The organism is Duganella sp. 1224 (genome assembly GCF_013408245.1).
Taxonomy (GTDB): Bacteria; Pseudomonadota; Gammaproteobacteria; order Burkholderiales; family Burkholderiaceae_D; genus Rugamonas.
This window is the reverse complement of the sequence record NZ_JACBYS010000008.1, coordinates 16,986-36,138: the sequence shown is the minus strand read 5'-3', so window position 1 is coordinate 36,138 and position 19,153 is coordinate 16,986. Positions and strand designations below refer to the sequence as shown.

The window sequence follows — 19,153 nt, the reverse complement described above, 5'->3', positions numbered from 1 at the left end:
AATTCATAACGTTGCCGGTGTCCCTCATGATCGAGTTTCAAGGCCTGTCCAAAGTCTATGGCAGTTTCAACGCCGTCAAACCGCTGACGCTGACCGTGCGGCGCGGCGAAGTGTTCGGCTTCCTCGGCCCCAACGGCGCCGGCAAAACCACCACCATCCGCATGATGATGGGCATCCTGGTGCCCAGCGGCGGGCGGGTGCTGATCGACGGCCTCGATTGCCACGCCGAGCCGGCCGAGGTGAAGCGCCGCGTCGGCTACCTGCCGGATACACCGGTGTTCTACGATTACCTGCGCGGCCGCGAAATCCTGCAGTTCGTCGGCGAGATGCACGGCTTGCCGCGCGCCGAGGCGGCCGCGCGCGGCGCGCGCCTGCTGGCGGAATTCGGCCTGGGCGACGCCGGCGAGGACTACGCCGTCAACTACTCGCTGGGCATGAAGAAGCGTCTCGGCCTGGCCTGCGCGCTGATCCACGACCCGGCGGTGCTGATTCTCGATGAGCCGATCAACGGCCTCGATCCGCGCGCCTCGCGCGACGTGCAGGAGCGCTTGCTGGCGGCGGCGGCGCGCGGCGTCACCATCTTTGTCTCGACCCACTTGCTGGACATGGCAGAAAAGCTGTGCGACCGCGTCGGCATCATCCATCGCGGCGAACTGGCGGCCACCGGCACGCTGGACGAAATCCGCGCCGAGTCGTCCGCCAGCGGCTCGCTGGAAGACGTGTTCCTCAAGATCACCGAAGAATCCAGCGAAGAGACGGCGCAATGACCGCGCTGCACACCATCTGGCTGATGACGCGCATGCGTCTGACGCGCCAGCGCAACATGGTGTTCAACAACCTGTTCCGCTTCCAGAAGAAAAAGCCGCGCGACACCAGCGGCGGCAAGCGCAGCAGCCTGTGGGTGCTGATGGTGCTGCTGATGTCGTTCTCGTTCACCAGCATGTCCAACAACGTGGTGCTCAATATGCAGTGCCAGCTGGCGCCGGCCAGCGAATGCGTCTACGTCGACGCGCAAGGCGAGCGCCACACCGACCAGCATGCGGCGGAGGAGGAACTGGCCACCGCGCCGTTCGCGCCGGCGCTGGTCAACGGGTTGACGATGGAGGTGACGCTGCTGCTGCTGGTCGCCGTGCTGCTGCCGCTGGGGAGCAAGGAGCTGGCGCAGCCGGACTGGGATCTGGAATGGCTGGTGACGCTGCCGGTGCAACGCGGCACGCTGCTGTGGGGCCGTGTTCTGGAACGCAGCGCCAGCAACATCGCCGGCTGGTTCGCGCTGGTGCCGGCGTACGGCGTCATCGCCTGGCATTCCGGCCACGCGTGGAGCGCGCTGCCTGTGGCGCTGCTGTCGGCCGCCGCGCTGCTGCCGCTGGCGGCCATGCTGCACACGCTGGCCGACACCGGCCTGCGCATGTGGCTTCCGGCCGCGCAGCTACGCAACATGCAGGCGGTGACGGGCTTGTTCAATCTGCCGCTGATCTACTTCGTCATGGCGCTTGGTATGCCGCAGGCCAGCGGCTTTGCAATGGAATGGGCGCGCGCGTTTCCGGCGTGGGTCGGCTGGCTGCCGCCCGGCCTGGTGCTGCGGGCGATCCAGGCACAGGACGCGGCGCAACTCGTGCAAAACGTGGCGCTGCTGCTGGCGCAAGGCGCGCTGCTGATGTGGGCCGGCATGGCGCTGCTGCGTCATCAACTGCGGCATGGCGTGGTCAACTCGGGCGCGCGTGAGAGCGCGCGGGGCGCGGCGGCGGCAGCAGCGCCGTCACGCGGCCTTGTGGCGCTGCTGACTGCCGTGCTGTCGCCGGTCAAGCGCCGCGAGCTGCGCCTGCTGAGCCGCGACCGCAACTTCATGTTCCAGACCCTGCTGCTGCCGATCATCATCGTCGGCAGCCAGATGGTCTTCAACGGCAAGCTGAATAGCCTCGCGGAGCTGGGCGACCACCACATCGTGGCCGCCGCCATCGCCTTCGGCATGGGCGTCTACGTGCTGATGCTGTCGGCCTTCCAGACGCTGAACAACGAAGGCCACGTCCTGTGGCTGCTATACACCGTGCCACGCTCGCTGGAAAGCGTGTTGAAGGAAAAGGCGCAACTATGGGGCACGCTGACGCTGGTGTATCCAGCCACTGTCATCGGCATCGCCGCGTGGTACACGACGGAAGTCGACTGGAGCACGCTGGCGCTGGTGCTGACGGTGTTCGCCGGCATCCCGATCTACTCCATGATCGCCGTGTCGCTGGGCGTGTTCGCCTGCGACCCGCTGGCGGTGGACGCGCGCACGCGGGTGCGGCCCACCTACGTCTACCTGTACATGCTGCTGGCCAGCTTCTACACCTGGTCGATCTACAGCAATGTGTGGTCGCAAAAGCTGGTGGTGATGGTGCTGATCGCGTCGATGGCGCTGGCGCTGTGGCAGAAGGCGCGCGACGCCCTGCCCTACCTGCTCGACCCCGCCGCCGCGCCGCCGGCGCGCGTGTCGACCGCCGATGGCCTGATCGCCGCCACCGCGTTCTTCATCCTGCAAGGCCTGCTGCTGCTCATCTTCGGCAAGTCCGACCTGCGCGCGATGACCATCGCCTTCGGCATTTCCGGCGTGGTGATCTACCTGCTGATGCGCTACGTCTACTGGCGCAACAAGGCCGCCGGCGTGCCGGTCATTGTTCACGGCATGGAGGTCGGCATCTCGCTGCGCCGCGCCGGCATTGCCGCGGCGGTGGCTTGTGCGGTTGGCGCGGCCTATCTCATCGCGATCCAGCACACCGCATTGTGGGCGGAACTGGTGAAAGGCGCGCCGAAGCTGGCCGGTGGACGCGGCTGGGTGCTGGCGCTGGCAGTGGTGGCCGCGCCGCTGTGCGAGGAGTTCATCTTCCGGGGGCTGATTTATGGCGGTCTGCGGCGCTCCATGTCGGCGTCGCGGGCCATGCTGATGAGCGCCGCTGTCTTCGCGGTGGTGCACCCGCCGCTGTCGATTCTGCCGGTGTTCGTGCTCGGCCTGTGCGCGGCGTGGACGTATGAACGCAGCAAAACGCTGCTGGCGCCGATGCTGGTCCACGCCACCTACAACGCCGTCATTCTCTCTATGCAGTTCTGGCTCTGAAAAGCACCCCAAAACGAAAGGGTCTGACCCCGTACGGGGTCAGACCCTGGCCGCAGCGGTTTGCGGGTTTTAGCAATCTCCGCGCGCGCCGCAGAAAAGCCAAACCTTAACCCGCTTGGGCTTACTCCTTGTAGCGCACCTCGGCCAGGGCGAACGCGCCGCCGTGGTAGGTGACCGATGCATTCGGGTCGGGATAGTCGCCGCTGTCCGGGAACAGGCCGTCGAATTGCGACGAACTGTCCTTCGGCTTGTAGCCCAGGTGCGCGGCCTTGCTGTTGTCCCACCACGCCACGTCGTTGTCAGACATGCCGAACAGGATGGTGAAACCAACCCGCGTGGCGAACAGCGAGCGACGCAGCGCTTCCACCAGGTCGTCGTAGCTGAGCCACGTGACCATCATGCGGCGGTCCTTCGGCTCCGGGAACGAGGAGCCGATGCGCAGGCTCACCGTCTCCAGGCCGGTGCGGTCCCAGTAGTAGCTGGCCAGCTGTTCGCCGAAGCACTTGCTGATGCCGTAGAACGAGTCCGGCCGCGTCGGCGCGGTGGCGTCGATGTAGTCGGTGTTGCGGTAGAAGCCCACCGTGTGGTTCGAGCTGGCGAACACGATGCGCTTCACGCCCTGCTTGTGCGCCGCCTCGTAGATATTGGCGGTGCCGAGGATGTTGGCGTGCATGATGTTCTCGAAGGTGTTCTCGGTCGAGATACCGCCGAAGTGCAGCACCGCGTCCACGCCCTCCATCATCTTCATCACCGCCGCCTTGTCGGCCAGGTCGCACTGGACGATTTCCTCTCCCTCGCGCGCTTCGCCCATGTCGGCGATGTCCGACAGCACCACCACATCGGCCCAGGGCTTGATGCGGTCGCGCAGCACCTTGCCCAGGCCACCGGCGGCGCCGGTCAGCAGCAGTCGTTTGAATGGCTTGCTCATTTTTCTCTCCGTTGTTATCGGTCGTCGTTGGCAGCAGCATCGTCATTCCCGCGCAGGCGGGAATCCGTGCCGAGCGTGCGTGTAAGCGTTCTAGGGATTCCGGCTTGCGCCGGAATGACGGTGCTTAGGTCACTGGGGCCGGGTTGAACAGGACCAGGGCATTATGCAGCTTCCATTTCTCCGCCCAGGTTTCCTTGCCGCTGGCGACGTCCAGCAGCATCTGGAACAGCTCCCAGCCGACATCCGCGATGGTGGCCTCGCCGCTGGCGATGCGGCCGGCGTTGATGTCCATCAGATCGTGCCAGCGGTTGGCCAGGTCGTTACGGGTGGCGACCTTAATCACCGGCACCTCGGCCAGGCCGTAGGGCGTGCCGCGGCCGGTGGTGAACACGTGCAGGTTCATGCCGGCCGCCAGCTGCAGCGTGCCGCAAATGAAATCGCTGGCCGGCGTGGCGGCGTAGATCAGGCCTTTCTGCGTCAGCTTCTCGCCCGGCGACAGCACGCCGGAAATCGGCGCGCTACCCGACTTGACGATCGAGCCCATGGCCTTCTCGACGATGTTCGACAGGCCGCCCTTCTTGTTGCCCGGCGTGGTGTTGGCGCTGCGATCGACGCCGCCGCGCTTCAGGTAATTGTCGTACCAGTCCATCTCGCGGATCATGGCTTCGGCCACTTCGGGCGTGGTGGCGCGGGAAGTCAGCTGGTCGATGCCATCACGGACCTCGGTCACTTCCGAGAACATCACGGTGGCGCCGGCGCGCACCAGCAGGTCGGTGGCAAAGCCCACCGCCGGATTGGCGGTCACCCCCGAGAAGGCATCGCTGCCGCCGCACTGCACGCCCACCACCAGCTCCGAGGCCGGCACGGTTTCGCGCTGGCGCTTGTTCAGCTCCGCCAGGTTGATCTCGGCCTGCCGCATGATCGAGTCGATCATCGACATGAAGCCGACGTGCTGCGCGTCCTGCAGGCACACCAGGCCCGGATCGGCGCCGCCGGCGTTCTGGATCGGAATCGAGCCTTTGGGGAACAGGCGCGTTGGCTGCAGCTTCTCGCAACCGAGACTGACCACCATCGCCTGGCCGCCGAAGTTGGGGTTGAGCGCGATGTTGCGGATGGTGCGGATCGGGATCGGCGCGCCCGGCGCATCAATCGCCACGCCGCAGCCGTAGGTGTGCTCCAGGCCCACCACGTCGTCGACGTTGGGGTACTTCGGCAGCAGCTCCTTCCTGATGCGCTCCACCGCGAATTCCACCACGCCGGATACGCACTGCACGGTGGTGGTGATCGCCAGGATGTTGCGGGTGCCGACGCTGCCGTCCGGATTGCGGTAGCCCTGGAAGGTGTAGCCCTCCAGCGGTTCCATCGGCGGCGGCTTGACGGTGGCGATGGGCAGACCCTCCAGCTCGCGCGCGGCCGGCATCTCCACATTGTGCTCGGCCAGCCAGCTGCCGGCCGGCAGGTCCTTGGCGGCGAAGCCGATGGTGACGTTGTAGCGGATCACGCGGTCGCCCTTGGCCAGATCGCGCAGCGCCACCTTGTGGCCCTGCGGGACCGCTTCCAGCAGCGTTAAACCGTTGGCAAACACGGCGCCGGCCGGCAGGCCGCCGTCGTTGACGACAATGGCGACGTTATCGTTGTCGTGCATGAGGATGTAGCGCGGCGTGTTGGCGCTCGTCGGTGTCGTCATTGGCTTTCCTACGTTGTTTTTTGGTCTCGCAAAGTGGTCTGACCACTTCTGTTATTGGCCGGCCCTAACATGATTGTGGCCTGCGCGCCACAGCCCGAAAACCGCATGTTCCCTAGGGGATTTGCCCTTCAAACATGGGAGGAAGACTGCCGCCCGATGAATTCAGTATGCCAGTTTAAAATTAATTTGGCTAGTCCACATTGCGTATTTGGTCTGACCACCTTAGAATGGCCTGACCAGATGGCAGATCGATAAGCCACAGATACAGACGAGACAAGCAATGCAGAAAAAAACTGCCCCTCCTGCCGAAAACGCCGCCCACGAGCCGCGCCTCTACCGCGTGGTGGCGGACCGCATCCAGGAACTGATCCGCAACGAAAACATCGCCGCCGGCGAGCGTCTGCCGTCCGAGCGCGACCTCGCCACCAAGCTGAGTGTCAGCCGCGCCTCGCTGCGCGAAGCGCTGATCGCGCTGGAACTGGGCGGCGTGATCGAAGTGCGCGGCGGCTCCGGTGTCTACGTCAGCGAAATCCCCGAACCGGCCGATACCGACCTGCCGGAAGCCGGTCCTGGCCCGTTTGAAGTGCTGTCCGCGCGCCGCCTGATCGAATCCGAGATCGCCGCCATCGCCGCCCGCGTGGCCACCGACAGCGCCGTCGACGCCATCCTCAAAGCGGTGGAGGAGATGGAAAAGCACCACGCCAATTATTCGAGCAACGAGCAGGCCGACCGCAACTTCCACCTGGCCATCGCGCGCGCCACCGGCAACAGCGCGCTGGTCGGATCGCTGAACTACCTGTGGGACCAGCGCGGCCGCCTGTGGCACAAGCTCAAGGAACACTTCCAGACCGAGGAACTGCGTCAGGAAACGCTGAAGGACCACCGCCGCATCCTGGAGGCCATCGCCGCCCACGATCCGGCGGCGGCGCGCAAAGCCATGCGCGCCCACCTGGAACGCGTGACCCGCACCTTCTCGCGCGGATAACGCGGCCCATCGCAACACCCGTAGCACCGCAGGTCCGGCCTCGACGCCGGCCGCGCATAAAAGCAAATCAAGTTATCGACCGGCCCGACCTCGGCCGCCACTCTGCCATCCCCGGCACAGCGGCCCTCGTCACGGCGGCACGGAGTACGCGAGGTGCTCCACTCACGCAGGCGCTGCACAGCGCCGCGTATAACTTTATTCAAGAGACGAAGGAGACAACACCATGAAGTCCGTGCACTCGGTCCAGAACCGTTCCGCCCAACCTCGCCTGCTGCTCACGGCCATCAGCCTGGCCGTGCTGGCCCTGACCAACCAAGCCAGCGCCCAGACCGATGATGCCAACATGACCCGCGTCGAAGTGACCGGCTCCAGCATCAAGCGCGTCGCCAACGAAGCATCGCTGCCGGTCACCAGCGTCAAGGCCGAAGACCTGGTCAAGCAAGGCATGACCACCCTCGCCGACTTCATGATGGCGCTGCCGCAATCGGCCTCGCTGGCGCCATCGAACGCCGGCTCCGGCACCAACATCAACCTGCGCGGCCTGGGCGTGAACCGCACGCTGGTGCTGCTCAACGGCCGCCGCCTGGCCAACGAGGCCATCGCCGACGGCTACGCCAACCTGGACGTGATTCCGCTGAGCGCCATCGCCCGCGTGGAAGTGCTGCGCGACGGCGCCTCGTCGATCTACGGCTCCGACGCCATCGGCGGCGTGGTCAACTTCATCACCAAGACCCAGTCCGAAGGCGCGCAAGTGACCTTGCAAGCTGTGCAGCCCGAGAAAAAAGGCGGCGGCGACGAACAGCGCATCACCGCCACCTGGGGTAAGGGCAACCTGGAACGCGACGGCTGGAGCTTCTACGCCACCATCGACGCTCACCAGCGTTCGCGCCTGGCCGCATCGGACCGCGCCTACCTGAGTTCCGCCGACGTGCTGACCGCGCTGGGCCGCCCGCCGACGCTGGGCACCGGCGGCAACGCCACGCCGGCCAACTTCACCACGCCGACCAACAAGAACGCGCAGAACCCGTATGCCGGCAAGTGCCTGGCGCCGTATTCGATCGTCGGCCAGAAAGGCACCTGCGTACTGGACGCCAATGAGTACGGCACCGCGTTGTACGCCAACCAGCAGGTCACCTTCTACACCCGCGCCGCCAAGAAGCTGAGCGAAGACCACATCGTCAGCATCGACTACTCGCGCGGCGAGGAATTCATCCTCGGCACCAAGAACCCGACCAATGCGCTGGCGGTCAACGGCGTCAACGCCATCCTGCCATCGACCAGCAAGTGGTATCCGGGCGGCAGCGGCGGTGTGCCGGCGGTGGCGGGCCTGAACAACGCGCCGCTGACCGTGACCTGGGCCGTGGCCGACGGCGGCCTGGCCACCACCAAGGACGTGCAGCTGAATCAGCGCGTGGCCATCAGCGACGAAGGCACGCTGGCCGGCTGGGACTACAAGGCCGGCCTGGTGATCGGCATCTCCGAACGCACCAACTACTACTACTCGGGTTACTTCAACGGCCAAGGCCTGCTGGACGGCCTGAAAAACGGCAAGCTGAATCCATTCGGCCTGCAGGACGCGGACGGCAAGGCTTACCTGCAGTCGATCAGCGTGGACGGCGCCAAGAACCGCTACTCGAAATCGACCTTCACCGGTGTCGACCTGACCGCCAGCCGTTCGCTGACGGAACTGCCAGGCGGCGCGCTGGCGATGGCGCTGGGCTTGGACCTGCACCGCGACACCACCGAAGACACCAAGCTGCCGATTACCTCGCAAGTCACCTACGCCAACTCCTCGCCATCGCACGGCGAAGGCCAGCGCAACGTGGCCGCCATCTTCACCGAGATCAACGCGCCGGTGACCAAGTCGCTGGAACTGAACGCCGCCGTGCGCGCCGACCATTTCAACGACTTCGGCACCACCGTCAATCCGAAGGTCAGCTTCCGCTGGGAAGCCGCCAAGACGCTGATGTTCCGCGGCTCGGCCAACACCGGCTTCCGCGCGCCGACGCTGTTTGACGCCTACGGCTACCGCCTGCCAGGCGCCACCGGCCTGACCTCGGCCAAGTGGGACGATCCCGTGCTGTGCCCTGGCGGCACGCCGGGCGTGGCCGGCAGCGGCACCGCCCTGCCGGGGTATGTGGCGTCGACCGTCTGCAACACCCAGTTGCCTAAACAGACCGGCTCCAACGCCGGCCTGAAACCGGAGAAGTCGAAGGGCTACACGCTGGGCGTGGTGATGGAACCGGTCAAGAACAGCATGATCTCGCTGGACTACTGGAACATCAGGATGAAGGACATGCTGGCCAATCTGCCGGAGCAGGTGTACTTCCTGGACCCGGTCAAGTACGCGTCGTACTTTGTGCGTAACGCCGATGGCACCATCAACTACATCAACAACACCATCATGAACCTGGGTGGCCAGAAGGCGGCGGGTGTGGACGTATCGGGTTCGTACAACTTCCCGAAAACGGCGTATGGCGATTTCAAGGTCGGCATCGACGGCACCTATCTGACGCAGTTCGACAACCAGCTGTATGACGGCAGCCCTTTCGTGTCCAACATCGGCCAGTTCGGCCTGGCCAGCAATGGCACCACGTCGAGCTTCCCGATCATCACCTACCGCTGGAAGCACACGCTGAAGCTGAACTGGGCCAAGGGTAACTGGAACAGCCAGCTGACGCAGAACTACAACTCGAAGTACACCGATCAGAATCTGGTGGCCAAGCAGTACTGGCGCAACATCAACTCGTACAAGCAGTGGAACTTCACCACCACGTACGCGGGCTTCAAGAACATGCAGGTGGTGGCGGGTATCACCAACCTGTTCAACGCGCCGCCGCCGGCGACCAACAGCAGCTTGTACAGCTTTGGTTACCTGAGCAGCGCGTCCAGCCCGATCGGCCGTGCTTACAATGTGCGGGTGACGTACAACTTCTGATCGGCGCACCCGACCGAAAAGGTCTGACCCCGACCGAAAGGGTCTGACCCCGTACGGGGTCAGACCCTGGCCGCAGCGGTGTGCGGGTTTCCGAGGTGCCGTCAGCACCACACCACGCCTTTATCCGGATAGTCCTATGAAAGACCTGATCTTCTTTGCCGCCACCCTCTCCCTGCTGGGCGCGGCACACGCGGCGGACGCGCCATCCAAGCCCATACGCCTCATCCTGGTCGGTGACTCCACCCTGGCCAACACCAGCGGCTACGGCGACGCCTTCTGTGCCCGCGTCAACCGCGCCAACACCTGCCTCAATCTCGCCAAGGGCGGCCGCAGCTCCGGCAGCTTCCGCGCCGAAGGCCGCTGGGACGAGGTGGAAGGCCTGCTGCGCGGCAGCGCCGCCTACCGCGCCACCTATGTGCTGATCCAGTTCGGCCACAACGACCAGCCGGGAAAACCCGGCCGCTCAACCGACCTGAAAACCGAATTCCCCGCCAACATGACGCGCTACGCGAAGGAAGTCAAAGCTCTCGGCGGCATCCCGGTGCTGGTCACGCCACTGACCCGCCGTACCTTCAAGGACGGCATCCTGGAAAACAATCTCGCCCCATGGGCCGACGTGATCCGCGCCACCGCCGCCGAAGAGCACGTGCCGCTGCTGGACCTCAACGCCGACAGCTACGCCGCCGTACAAGCCATGGGCCAGGACGAAGCCGACACGCTGGCCATGGTCCCGCGCCCCGCCGACTATGGCGCGCCGCAACCGCCAGGCAAAGTCGAAGTCGCCGGCGCCGCCAAGAGCGCCTTCGACCGCACCCACCTCGGCGCCAGGGGCGCGGCCTTCTTCTCGCGCATGGTGATGGAAGAACTGAAGCGCGCCGTCCCTGAACTGGCCGCCCAGTTCAAGCCGGAGAACGAGCAGTGAACACACGACGCATCGCCTCCTGCGCCGCGCTGCTGACCGCATTTTGCGGCGCGCCAGCCCACGCGCAGGACACCCGCAACGTCACCGAACCAAGCGCGCCGCCATCCTGCAGCGTGCTGACCGCCGGCGCCGGCGCGGCCATCGACGCCACCAACGACACCGCCCGCATCCAGGCCGCCATCGACCAGTGCCCCGCCGGCCGCGCCGTGCGCCTGTCGGGCAGCAACGAGAAACAGCGCTTCGTCGCCGGCCCGCTGTCGCTGCGCAGTGGCGTCAGCCTGCTGGTGGACGCCGGGGTCACGCTGCAAGCCAGCGGCAATCCCAAACTGTACGATCGCGGCGCCGGCACCTGCGGCACCATCGACAAACAGGGACGCGGCTGCAAGCCCTTCATCAGCATCGACAACGCCAAAGGCAGCGGCATCTACGGCGACGGCGTGATCGACGGCCAGGGCGGCCGCGTGGTCGACGGCGGCACCGAATCGTGGTGGCAGCTGGCGCGCCGCGCGCAAAAGGAAGACGCCCGCCAGAACGTCCCGCGCCTGATTGAAATCACCGGTTCGCTGGACATCACGCTGCACCGCATCACGCTGCGCAATTCGCCCAACTTCCACGTGGCGCTGAACCGGGTGGACGGCTTCACTGCCTGGGGCGTGCGCATCGACACGCCGGCCACCGCCCGCAATACCGACGGCATCGATCCCATCTCGTCGCGCAACGTGACCATCGCCTACAGCCATATCCGCACCGGCGACGACAACGTCGCCGTCAAGGCGGGCAACAACGGGCCGACCGAGAACATCTCCATCGTGCATAACCGCTTCTACAGCGGCCATGGCATGTCGATCGGCAGCGAAACCAATGGCGGCGTGCGCCGCGTGCTGGTCGATGACCTGAGCATGGACGGCACCACTTCCGGCCTGCGCATCAAGAGCGACGTGTCGCGCGGCGGCGTGGTCGATCAGGTCAGCTATCGCAACGTATGCCTGCGCGATGTGAAAACGCCGATCGACATCAGCACCCGCTACGCCAGGGATGCGCAAGGCGCGCTGGTGCCGGTGTTCACCAACATCGATTTCTCGGATGTGCATGCCGTATCACCGGGCCGTGTGGTGGTACAGGGCTACGACGAGCAGCGGCCGGTGCAGGCGCGCCTGCATGACGTCAGCATCGCCGGCAAGGTGGACCGCAAGATCGAGTTTGCGCGTCTGAGCGGCGATGCGATCAGCGCCAGCGACACCAGCAACTGCGGCAACCGCTTCGTGCCGTTTCCGGAAAGCGCCGCACTGAGCGCACGCCCGCAGTTGTCGCTGGATCAGGCCAGGCAGTTCTCATACGGCGAAGTGCTGAAGTACGTCGGCGTGGCCGGCAAGGAGACCGTCGATCCATGGGATCCGTTGAGCGACCCGCTGGCCAGGGGCGCGGCCTTCACGCCGGACTACATCGTCGACAAGGCCGCCAAAGCGGATGGCGTCCGTATTTTCAACACGGTGCAGGAAGCTGTCAGCCGCGCGGTGGCCGACAGCGCCGCGCGGCCGGCCAAACGCTTGTACCTGCTGCTGAAGCCCGGCGTGTATCAGGAACTGGTCTACATCCCCGCTTCCGCAGCGCCGATCACTATGTATGGCGAGGGCAAGGATGCGGCGGCGACGCGCATCACCGCCAAGCTGGAGGCGTCGATGACCGGCGCCGCCTACGATGCGCTGTACCGCGCGCAGTTCGCCAGGGCCGCGCCGGCGGTGCAGGCCATGTACGCCACCATCAAGGACCGCGCGCAGATCGGCACCTTCGGCACGCAAACCGTCTGGACGCAGAATGCCGGTTTCCAGGCGCGCAATCTGACGTTTGAAAACGCCTACAACAAGGACACCGGCAACGCCCGCGCCGAGGAACTCCCCAACATCAACAACGTGCACCACCAGGCGCTGGCGCTGAGCGTGGACAGCGCCGACAAGGCGCAATTCGAGAACATCCGCCTGATCGGCTTTCAGGACACGCTGTATCTGAAGTCGCCGCAGATCGGCAGCACCGTGCGCAGCTTCTTCAACAAGTCATACATTGAAGGCGACGTCGATTTCATCTTCGGCGACAGCACCACCTATTTCTACCAGACCGAGATCCGCACGCTCGGCGACCGTGGCGTGTCCTACACCGCCGCGCCAAATACCTATGTGAAGACCAGGTACGGCTTCGTCTTCGACAACTGCCGCTTCACCCACGAGGGCAAGAAGAACGGCGACTTCTACCTGCTGCGCCAGTGGTTCGCCGGCTCGCGCTGCACCCCGTATGCGCCGTTGCCGATTGACGGCTACAGCTGCGCCTACGGCGCCACCAACGCCTACAAGGCGCCGACCGGCACCATCGCGCGCACCTCGCTGGAAGCGGTCGGCAAGATGGTGGTACTAAATTCGCGCATCGGCGCGCACATTAACCGCGAGCATCCGTGGGCCGACTGGAACAAGAAAGGCACGATCTCCTTCCGCCCCGCGCAATACAACTCGGACGACCACTGGAACAACCTGGTGAAGGCCGGCATCGATCCGGTCAGGGATCTCGGCTACAGCAAACCACCTTCGCCGCCGGACGTCTTCCTCGGCGAGTTCAATAATTCGGATGAATAAGGATCACAGCATGACCATCAACAGCCAACGCCGCAACCTGATGAAAGCACTGCCGGCGGCGGGCATGTCGCTCAGCCTTCCCGCCCTCGCCGCCACCGCGCCCGATCCCTGGCTGCAGGCGCAGGCGATCATCGATCACGTCTCCAGGCCGCTGTCGTTCCGCAAGCAGGACTTCAACATCACCGCCTACGGCGCCAGGCCGTGCAAGCTGACCAAGGTGAAGGCCTGGGTGTCGCACGAAGATCAGGAAGAGTTGGGCACGCCGGCCGCCGGTTCCACCGACTGCTACGCCGCCATCAAGGCCGCGATCAAGGCCTGCAACGCGGCCGGCGGCGGCCGCGTGCTGATCCCGGCCGGCGACTGGTACTGCGCGGGCCCGATCGTGCTGCTGTCGAATGTGAATCTGCATCTGGCCAAGGGCGCGCACGTCTACTTCAGCCACAATCCGGCCGACTATGCGAAGTACGGCGACATCGACTGCGGCAGGAACGGCAAGCTGACCATCTCGCGCTGGCAGAGCAACGATTGCCTGAACTACTCGCCGATGATTTACGCCTACGGCCAGAACAACATTGCGCTGACCGGCGAGGACTGGACCTCCATCCTCGACGGCCAGGGCGGCGTTCCGTTCAACGATGCCGGCGATTCGTGGTGGACCTGGAAGGGCAAGCAGAAAACCATCAACTCCATCGGCCAGGGCACCACGCCCAACTTCAAGGCTGGCAAGATGTCGGAAAACACGGTCAATCCCTTGAACGCGGAATCGCTGGCCACCGTGGCGCCGGCGCTGACCGAGGCGGAACGCCTGCTGATTCAGGGTGAAGGCGATAAATGGCGCGCCGACGCGCAGTATCTGCCGGCACTGTCGGAGGCCGGCGTGGCGCTGTCCAAGCGCGTGTTCGGCATCGGCCACTACCTGCGCGCGCCGATGATCCAGATCATCGGCTGCACCAACGTTCTGCTGCAGGGCTACAAGGTGCTGAACACGCCGTTCTGGCAGCACCACCCGGTCCACTGCCGCAACCTGGTGATCCGCAAGGTCTACATGCATAGCCACGGCCCTAACAGCGACGGCTTCGATCCCGAGGCCTGCGATCACGTGCTGGTGGAAGACTGCACCTTCGATACCGGCGACGACTGCATCGCCATCAAGGCCGGCAAGGATCAGGATACGCAGTATGGCCCGTCGCAGAACATCGTCATCCAGAACTGCATCATGCACAGCGGCCATGGCGGCGTCACGCTGGGCAGCGAAATGGCGGGAGGCATCCAGAACGTGTTTGCGCAAAAACTGGTGTTCGAGAACGCCAACTGGAAGACCAATCCGCTCAATACCGCCATCCGCATGAAGACCAATATGAATCGCGGCGGCTACCTGCGTAACTTCTACGTGCGCGATTGCACGGTGCCGAATGGCGTGCAGATTTCGCCGTCGTTCTATGCGTCGCTGCCTGGGTCGCCGATTCAGTCGAAGACGGTGGCCACTGCGGCCGGCGCCATCGTCACCTTCGATTGCGATTACACGCCGATCAGCGACAACGTGCGGATACGCCCGCCGGTGGTGGACAACATCCAGATTTCCAACATCAAGGCCAGCAATGTGAGCAAGGATGGCAAGACCGCGTCCTGCTTCCAGGCGATTGTGATCCTTGGTCCGGTGGCGTCGGACTACAACGGTCCGCAGCCGATGCCGCCGGTGTTCCCGGTGACGAATGTGTCGATCAGCGATTGCGATTTCGGCACGCCGGTGAATACGGCGACGCCCTGGTTCCTCTACAACGTCAAGAACCTGGCGCTGAAGAATGTGACCATCGGCGGCAAGGTGCACAACGCCGTACTGTCGGCTTGAGCAGCGCACCGATCGCGCTGCCGGCGGTCGCCAAACGGATCACGGGGTGACGCGGAAGTAGTCGAAGTCGGCGTGGCCGCCGTTGCCGGCGCTGAAGAGGCCCATCTGGGCGCCGACCCAGCGGCCCATCCTGGCGGTGAATTGCGCGCCGATCGGCGTGTACTGTCTGCCGTCCACGCTGTACGAGAATTGCGTGACGCCGCCGGCGATCACCTGTATGCGCAGCCACACCTGCGGCGACGGCAGCTCCACGCCGGCTTCCTGCTGCTCGTGGCACCTGGCGTCGGCCTTGTAGCAGCTCACCAGCGCCAGCTGGGTTTTGCCGTCGCTGCGGCGCGTGCCCAGCCAGGCGTAATCCGCGCCATACATGACCAGGCCGGCGACGCCCGCTTCCGCCAGGCCGGCGGCATCCAACCGGGTGTCGACCGTGAACGTCTCGGCCGGCAGTTTTTGCAGCAGCAGCGATGGCACGTCCCACAGATTGGTGGTGCGCGGCTGGCCGTACAGGCGCAAGCGACCGTCGCCCAGCGCGTACCACGACGGCTGCCAGTTCGCGTTCCACTGCCACTGCAGGCCGAGCGACGCGCCGTTGAATTCATCACTCGTCGGCGGCGCGGCGGCGGCCTTGCCGCTCACCGGCAGGCGATAACGCAGCACCGGCTGGCCGGCCGCGCCGCCGACGTCCTGCCCGATCAGCGGCCAGCCGTCGCGCCATACCATCGGCTGCAGATGCACCACGCGGCCGTAGGCGCGCTTGTCCTGGAAATGGATGAACCAGTCCTCGCCCTGCGGCGTCTGCACCCACGCGCCCTGGTGCGGACCGTTCACCGCCGACCGGCCCTGCTCCAGCACGATGCGATCCTCATACGGCCCGTCGATGCGGCGCGAACGGAACACCGACTGCCAGCCGGATTCCACGCCGCCGGCGGGCGCAAAGATGTAGTAGTAGCCGTCACGCTTGTAAAACTTGGGGCCTTCCAGCGTGGTGTACTTCGGCAGCTTGTCGCCGTTGATGATGACCGTGCCCTTGTCGTCCAGCAGGCGGCTGGCGTCCGGCGCCATGCGGCGCAAGGTCAGCACGTTGGAGAAGCCGGCGCGGCTCTTCGCCCAGGCGTGCAGCAGGTAGGCCTGGCCGTCATCGTCCCACAGCGGCGTGGGATCGATCAGCCCTTTGCCGGCGACCAGCAGATGCGGCGCGGACCAGGGGCCGGCGAACGCGCTGGCCGTCATCACGTAGATGCCGACATCGGGGTCGGGATAGAAAATCCAGAATTTGCCGTCGTGGTAGCGCAGGCATGGCGCCCACACGCCCTTGCCATGCTGCGGCGTGGCGTAGACCTCGGCCGGCACCAGTTGCGGCAGGGCGTGGCCGACCAGCGTCCAGTTGACCAGGTCCGGCGATTGCAGCAGCGGCAGTCCCGGCGCGTTATTGAAGCTGGACGACACCAGGTAGTAAGTGTCGCCGACGCGAATCACATCCGGATCGGAATAGTCGGCGTGCAGCACAGGATTGGTGTAGTCGCGCGGCCCGGTCGCGCAGGCGGCCAGCAGCGCCGCAAACAAAAAGGGCAGACACCGCAACAGTATCCGCCCCATGATCATGCTCCGAACGGCGTTTCGGCAACGCCCTTGACGCCTGGCCGCAGCAGCGCCACCGCCCCGCCCCACTCCGCGTCCTCCGGCTTGCCGGAGACGATGGAGGTAACCAGCAGCGTGTCCAGATCCTTGCCGCCGAAGGCGCACATCGAGGGCTTGAGCATCGGCACGTCGATGCGGCGATCCAGCTTGCCGTCCGGCGTGAAGCGCAGCACGCAGCCGCCGTCGTTACCGCAGATCCAGTAGCAGCCGTCGGCATCGACCGCGGCGCCGTCGGGACGGCCGACATAAGTCGTCATGTCGGCAAACACGCGGCGGTTGCTGGGCACGCCATCGGCGATGTCGTAGTCGAACGCCCACACCATGCGCCGCTGCGGATGCGAGTCCGACAGGTACATGGTGCGGCCATCCGGCGAGAACGCCGTGCCGTTCTGCGTCAGCAGTTCGGACACGAACGGCGCCGAAATGCCGCGCGCCGCGTCGTAGCGATACAGCTGGCCGACCGCCCTGGCGGCGCCCATGTCCATGAACATGGTGCCGGCCCAGAAGCGGCCCTGGCGGTCGCAGCGGCCGTCGTTGAAGCGCATGCCCTCACCGAGGCCGGAGGCCGGCGCCGCCAGCTTCGTCGCGGTCGCGGCTTGCGCCTCGCCCAGCGCCAGGCTGAAGATGCCGGTCTCCATGCCCGCGATCAGGCCGCCGTCCGCCCTGGCCGCCACGCAGGCGACCATCTCGGCGTTGTCCCAATAGCGGGTGGCGCCGCTGGATGCGTCCATGCGCCACACACGCTTTGCCGGAATGTCCACCCAGTACCAGGCCGATTCCGCCGCGCTCCACGTCGGGCTTTCGCCCACCGTGCAGGAAACGCCGTTGACGCGTTCCACCTTAGCCATTCCAGACCAGATCGCCGTTGACCACGCGCGGGATGTGCTGCGGGTTGGCGTCCTGCAGCGACTCCGGCAGCAGGTAGGCCGGCACGTCCTGGTACGACACCGGACGCAGGAAGCGGTCGATGGCCGATGCGCCCACCGAGGTGGTGCGGCTGTCCGAGGTCGACGGGAACGGGCCGCCGTGCACCATGGCATGCGCCACTTCCACGCCGGTGCCGAAGCCGTTGAACAGGATGCGGCCGACCTTGCGTTCCAGGATAGGCAGCAGCTTGGTGGCCAGCGCCTTGTCGTCGGCGGTGGCGTGCACGGCGCCGGTCAACTGGCCTTCCAGGTGCTCGGCCACGGCCAGCAGTTCCTCTTCGTTTTCAGCGACCACCAGCAGCGAGGTCGGGCCAAAGATTTCGCCTTCCAGCGCGGTGTCGGTCAGGAAGCGCTTGGCGTCCACCTGGTACAGGAAGGCCTGCGCGCCGCACGGCAGGTCGCCGGCCTGGCCGATCGCCACCTGCTTCACGCCGTCCACGCCCGCCAGGCCCTTGACGCCGCTGGTGTAGGCCTTGTGGATGCCCGGGGTCAGCATGGTCTGCGCCGGCTTGGCGCCGATGGTGCCGGCGGCGGCGTCCACGAAGGCTTGCAGCTTGTCCGACTTCAGGCCGATCAGCAGGCCGGGATTGGTGCAGAACTGGCCGGCGCCCAAGGTCAGCGAATCGGCAAACGCCTGCGGCAGCTTGGGATTGTCCAGCGCGCCCGGCAGCAGGAACACCGGGTTGATCGAGCTCATCTCGGCGTACACCGGGATCGGTTCCTTGCGGGCGGCGGCGGTGTGCATCAGGGCGATGCCGCCGGCGCGCGAGCCGGTGAAGCCCACGGCCTTGATGTACGGGTGCGCCACCAGGTTCTGGCCGATGGTCTGGCCCGAGCCGATCAGCATCGAGAACACGCCCTCCGGCATGTTGCACTCGGCGGCGGCCTGGGCCACGGCCTTGCCGACCAGTTCCGAGGTGCCCAGGTGGGCCGAGTGGGCCTTGACGATGACCGGGCAGCCGGCCGCCAGGGCCGAGGCGGTGTCGCCACCGGCCACCGAGAACGCCAGCGGGAAGTTCGAGGCGCCGAACACGGCCACCGGGCCGAGGCCGATCTTGCGCAGGCGCAGGTCAGGACGCGGCGCCGGCGCGCGGTCCGGCAGCGCGCTGTCCAGCGTGGCAGTCTGGAAGCGGCCGTCGCGCACCACCTTGGCGAACAGGCGCAGCTGGTTGCAGGTGCGGCCGCGCTCGCCTTCCAGGCGGGCTTGTGGCAGGCCGGTTTCCTGCATCGCGCGCTCGATCAGGGCCGGGCCCAGATCCATGATGCGGTCGGCGATGGTTTCCAGGAACTTGGCGCGCGCTTCCAGGCCGGTGGCGCGGTAGGTGTCGAAGGCGGCGTTGGCCAGTTCGGCCGCGCGTTGCAGGTCGGCAGCGCCGGCCAGGCCGAACGCGGGTTCGATTTCCACGTTGCGCGATGGATCGACCGCCTTGACGGTGCCTTCTTTGCCCAGGACCGCGTCGCGGCCGATAATCATTTCGCCAACTACTTGCATGGTGACTCCTTAATGTGTGAAAAGCGCGGACGAAGCCGCGCTTTGATTTTGCTTATTTTGCCACAGATTAAAC

Annotated in this window: 12 protein-coding genes; 7 read left to right on the top strand and 5 right to left on the bottom strand. The window is 65.7% G+C overall.

The features are described from left to right. Nucleotides 1-26 precede the first annotated feature (26 nt). Together FHW58_RS24150 and FHW58_RS24145 are read left to right on the top strand one after the other, a co-directional pair. Nucleotides 27-767 carry an ABC transporter ATP-binding protein gene (locus FHW58_RS24150; RefSeq protein WP_179675733.1) on the top strand — a complete coding sequence of 247 codons (741 nt, stop codon included), beginning with the start codon at nt 27-29 and terminating at the stop codon, nt 765-767. After that, entirely contained in the window at nt 764-3,094 is a 2,331-nt protein-coding gene (locus FHW58_RS24145) for a CPBP family intramembrane glutamic endopeptidase (RefSeq protein ID WP_179675732.1), read from the top strand. Before FHW58_RS24150 ends, FHW58_RS24145 begins: the two co-directional genes overlap by 4 nt. Nucleotides 3,095-3,215: 121 nt before the next feature. Here the strand turns inward: FHW58_RS24145 and FHW58_RS24140 are convergent, their stop codons facing one another. Further along, a complete protein-coding gene (locus tag FHW58_RS24140) occupies nt 3,216-4,022 on the bottom strand; it encodes an NAD(P)-dependent oxidoreductase (RefSeq protein ID WP_179675731.1) in 807 nt (268 codons plus the stop codon). Between the two features lie 124 nt (nt 4,023-4,146). Continuing rightward, nucleotides 4,147-5,709: a galactarate dehydratase gene (gene garD / locus FHW58_RS24135; protein ID WP_179675730.1), complete on the bottom strand. Its 1,563-nt coding sequence runs from the start codon at nt 5,707-5,709 to the stop codon at nt 4,147-4,149. A 280-nt stretch (nt 5,710-5,989) separates the two neighbouring features. On the opposite strand from garD, the gene FHW58_RS24130 reads away from it, so the two are divergent. The 5 genes from FHW58_RS24130 to FHW58_RS24110 all read left to right on the top strand — a co-directional run bounded on the left by FHW58_RS24130 (nt 5,990) and on the right by FHW58_RS24110 (nt 15,024). Next, nucleotides 5,990-6,694, top strand: a complete 705-nt coding sequence (locus FHW58_RS24130) for a FadR/GntR family transcriptional regulator (RefSeq protein WP_179675729.1) — start codon at nt 5,990-5,992, stop codon at nt 6,692-6,694. Nucleotides 6,695-6,917: 223 nt separating this feature from the next. After that, nucleotides 6,918-9,632, top strand: a complete 2,715-nt coding sequence (locus FHW58_RS24125) for a TonB-dependent siderophore receptor (protein ID WP_179675728.1) — start codon at nt 6,918-6,920, stop codon at nt 9,630-9,632. Nucleotides 9,633-9,768: 136 nt separating this feature from the next. Further along, a complete protein-coding gene (locus FHW58_RS24120) occupies nt 9,769-10,554 on the top strand; it encodes a rhamnogalacturonan acetylesterase (protein WP_179675727.1) in 786 nt (261 codons plus the stop codon). Next, complete coding sequence (locus FHW58_RS24115) at nt 10,551-13,175, top strand: pectinesterase family protein (RefSeq protein WP_179675726.1); 2,625 nt, start codon at nt 10,551-10,553, stop codon at nt 13,173-13,175. The genes FHW58_RS24120 and FHW58_RS24115 overlap by 4 nt, the downstream gene beginning before the upstream one ends. A 10-nt stretch (nt 13,176-13,185) precedes the next feature. After that, entirely contained in the window at nt 13,186-15,024 is a 1,839-nt protein-coding gene (locus tag FHW58_RS24110) for a glycoside hydrolase family 28 protein (protein ID WP_179675725.1), read from the top strand. A gap of 39 nt (nt 15,025-15,063) precedes the next feature. Here the strand turns inward: FHW58_RS24110 and FHW58_RS24105 are convergent, their stop codons facing one another. From FHW58_RS24105 to FHW58_RS24095, 3 genes are read right to left on the bottom strand one after another with little or no spacing between them, the layout of a single operon-like run. After that, nucleotides 15,064-16,620 carry a glycoside hydrolase 43 family protein gene (locus FHW58_RS24105; protein ID WP_179675724.1) on the bottom strand — a complete coding sequence of 519 codons (1,557 nt, stop codon included), beginning with the start codon at nt 16,618-16,620 and terminating at the stop codon, nt 15,064-15,066. A 2-nt stretch (nt 16,621-16,622) separates the two neighbouring features. After that, nucleotides 16,623-17,510 (bottom strand): SMP-30/gluconolactonase/LRE family protein, encoded by an 888-nt coding sequence (locus tag FHW58_RS24100; protein ID WP_218892868.1) that lies wholly within the window; start codon nt 17,508-17,510, stop codon nt 16,623-16,625. Next, a complete protein-coding gene (locus FHW58_RS24095; RefSeq protein WP_179675723.1) occupies nt 17,503-19,080 on the bottom strand; it encodes an aldehyde dehydrogenase (NADP(+)) in 1,578 nt (525 codons plus the stop codon). Before FHW58_RS24095 ends, FHW58_RS24100 begins: the two co-directional genes overlap by 8 nt. Nucleotides 19,081-19,153 lie beyond the last annotated feature (73 nt).

What these genes read in the sequence shown, in the direction of transcription:
- FHW58_RS24150 (WP_179675733.1), top strand. Translation starts at nt 27, where the DNA reads ATGATCGAGTTTCAAGGCCTGTCCAAAGTCTATGGCAGTTTCAACGCC.
- FHW58_RS24145 (WP_179675732.1), top strand. Translation starts at nt 764, where the DNA reads ATGACCGCGCTGCACACCATCTGGCTGATGACGCGCATGCGTCTGACG.
- FHW58_RS24140 (WP_179675731.1), bottom strand. Translation starts at nt 4,022, where the DNA reads ATGAGCAAGCCATTCAAACGACTGCTGCTGACCGGCGCCGCCGGTGGC.
- garD (WP_179675730.1), bottom strand. Translation starts at nt 5,709, where the DNA reads ATGACGACACCGACGAGCGCCAACACGCCGCGCTACATCCTCATGCAC.
- FHW58_RS24130 (WP_179675729.1), top strand. Translation starts at nt 5,990, where the DNA reads ATGCAGAAAAAAACTGCCCCTCCTGCCGAAAACGCCGCCCACGAGCCG.
- FHW58_RS24125 (WP_179675728.1), top strand. Translation starts at nt 6,918, where the DNA reads ATGAAGTCCGTGCACTCGGTCCAGAACCGTTCCGCCCAACCTCGCCTG.
- FHW58_RS24120 (WP_179675727.1), top strand. Translation starts at nt 9,769, where the DNA reads ATGAAAGACCTGATCTTCTTTGCCGCCACCCTCTCCCTGCTGGGCGCG.
- FHW58_RS24110 (WP_179675725.1), top strand. Translation starts at nt 13,186, where the DNA reads ATGACCATCAACAGCCAACGCCGCAACCTGATGAAAGCACTGCCGGCG.
- FHW58_RS24105 (WP_179675724.1), bottom strand. Translation starts at nt 16,620, where the DNA reads ATGGGGCGGATACTGTTGCGGTGTCTGCCCTTTTTGTTTGCGGCGCTG.
- FHW58_RS24100 (WP_218892868.1), bottom strand. Translation starts at nt 17,510, where the DNA reads ATGGCTAAGGTGGAACGCGTCAACGGCGTTTCCTGCACGGTGGGCGAA.
- FHW58_RS24095 (WP_179675723.1), bottom strand. Translation starts at nt 19,080, where the DNA reads ATGCAAGTAGTTGGCGAAATGATTATCGGCCGCGACGCGGTCCTGGGC.